The 2248-nt window shown below is 58.1% G+C and carries 3 protein-coding genes; all 3 read right to left on the reverse strand.

Annotation, left to right across the window (positions count from 1 at the left end):
- Positions 1 to 5 precede the first annotated feature (5 nt).
- A complete protein-coding gene (locus tag DBR30_RS20005; protein ID WP_005337302.1) occupies positions 6 to 698 on the reverse strand; it encodes an ABC transporter permease in 693 nt (230 codons plus the stop codon).
- 3 nt (positions 699 to 701) lie between these two features.
- Complete coding sequence (locus DBR30_RS20010; RefSeq protein ID WP_005352911.1) at positions 702 to 1442, reverse strand: ABC transporter permease; 741 nt, start codon at positions 1440 to 1442, stop codon at positions 702 to 704.
- A 211-nt stretch (positions 1443 to 1653) separates the two neighbouring features.
- Positions 1654 to 2248, reverse strand: a 595-nt coding sequence (locus DBR30_RS20015; RefSeq protein ID WP_258224523.1) for a transporter substrate-binding domain-containing protein, incomplete at its 5' end; no start/stop codon positions are given.

Below are 2248 nucleotides of genomic sequence, written 5' to 3' on the forward strand. Positions count from 1 at the left end.
ACACCTTACACATTGCGCGGGCGCAGGTGGGCGTGCCAGCGCGCTTCCCACTTCTTGAACAGCCAGACGATGACAAAGGTGAGCAGCATATAGAGCAGCCCTGCGGTCAAAAACGCCTCGAACGGACTGTAGTAGCGAGAGTTGATGATCCGCGCCGCGCCGGTCAGATCGACGATGGTGATGATGCCCGCCACCGCCGAACCCTGCAGCATGAAGATCACCTCGTTGCTGTAAGCCGGCAGTGCCCGACGAAACGAGTTGGGCAAAATGATCCGGGTCAGGGTCTGCCAGCGGGTCATGCCAAAGGCGTTGGCTGCCTCAATCTGGCCGCGCGGCATATTGTGCACCGCCCCGCGCACGATCTCGGCGGTATAGGCGGCGGTATTGAGGGTGAAAGCCAGCAGCGCACAGAACCAGGCTTCGGAGAAGAGCGACCAGGCGGCACTGTTCTTCAGCCACTCCCACTGGGCGGCGCCGTAGTAGATGATAAAGAGCTGCACCAGCAGCGGGGTACCGCGAAAGAAGTAGATATAGGCCCAGATCGGCCCCTTGATCAGCCAGTTGCGGCTGTTGCGCAGGATGCCCATGGGCACCGCCAGCATCAACCCAAGGATCAGAGAGAGAGCCACCAGCCAGACGGTGGTATAGAGCCCCTCCCAATAGGTGGGCCACTCTTTGAGAATGATTGAGAAATCCATGGCTTACCTCGTCTTGATGGCATAGTGACGCTCGGCCCACTTGAGCGCCGAGGTGGAGACTGCGGTGAAGATCAGGAAGATCAGCGCCACCGCCATGTAGAAGGTGAAGGGTTGCTGGGTCGAGCCCGCCGCCAGCGAGGCTTTGCGCACCATGTCATCAAGGCCGATGATGGAGACCAGCGCGGTGGTTTTCAGCAGCACCAGCCAGTTGTTGCCAAACCCCGGCAGAGCGTGGCGCATCATCTGGGGGAAGAGGATCCGCACAAACACCTGGGTTGCCCGCATGCCAAAGGCCCGTGCAGCCTCCAGCTCGCCTTTGTCCACCGCCAGAATGGCGCCGCGAAAGGTCTCGGTCATGTAGGCGCCGAAGATAAAACCGATGGTCGCGACACCGGCCACAAAGGGGCTAATGTCGATATAGTCCGGCAGCAGGGAGACCCACTCCTGATTGGGATTACTCTCCAGTAACCAGCTGTTGTAAGTCTCGTTGACCCAGGTGCAGATGCCGTTGATCAGCACCTGGCCGCCAAAGAAGAGCAGCATCATCAGCACCAGATCAGGGATGCCGCGAATGATGGTGGTGTAGCCGGTGGCGATGGCCCTGGCCCACTTGTAGGGAGAGAGTTTGGCCAGCGCTCCCAGCATCCCCAGCAGCAACGCCAGCAGCAGGGAGGCCAGCGCCACTTCCAGGGTGACCCAGGCGCCCTCCAGAAGCGAGGCTTCGTATCCTTTCAAATCAAACATATGCAGCTCCATCGCCACTGAATCTTCACGCACCTGCTAACCAGAAGGCTCCATAGCAGTCCGAATGAAATATGTGCAGCTCCATTGCAATCAATGCGGGCCCGTAAACTCCCTCAGGGAGGTGACGGGCCCGATGACTACTGACAGGATCAACCTGTCGTTACTTGCCGTAGACGTCTTTGGACTTACTCGCCGTAAACGTCTCTTTGTTTTACTCTCCGTAAACGTCGAACTCGAAGTACTTGTCGTTGATTTCCTTGTACTTGCCGTTGGCACGCAGCGCCAGAATGGCGGCGTTAAATTTCTCTTTCAGATCCTTGTCAGCCTTGCGCACCGCAATACCTGCACCCTCGCCAAACCACTTGGGATCGGTCAGTTTCGGGCCGACGAATTCAAAGGCATCCCCCCCCTCTTTCTTCAGCAGACCGTCGGTGATGGCGGCAGAGTCGGCCAGCACATAGTCCACACGACCGGATTTCAGATCGAGATAGGCTTCATCGGCCGTGCCGTAACGCTTGATGGTGGCGTTGGGGAAGTTGTCGGTAATAAAGGTATCCATGGAGGTTGCACGCTGCACCGCGACGGACTTGCCTTCCATAAAGGCTTTGTCGAGCTGCACATCAGTGCCCTTCTTGGCGGCAAAGCGGGCCGGAATGTGCTGGTACTTCTGGGTGAAGTCCACCTTCTTCTTGCGCTCTTCGGTGATGTCCATGGTAGCGATGATGGCGTCAAACTTGCGTGACAGCAGCGCCGGAATGATGCCGTCCCAGTCCTGCTTGACCAGGGTGCACTTCACTTTCATCTCT

Source organism: Aeromonas sp. HMWF017, assembly GCF_003061465.1.
Lineage (GTDB): Bacteria > Pseudomonadota > Gammaproteobacteria > Enterobacterales > Aeromonadaceae > Aeromonas > Aeromonas veronii.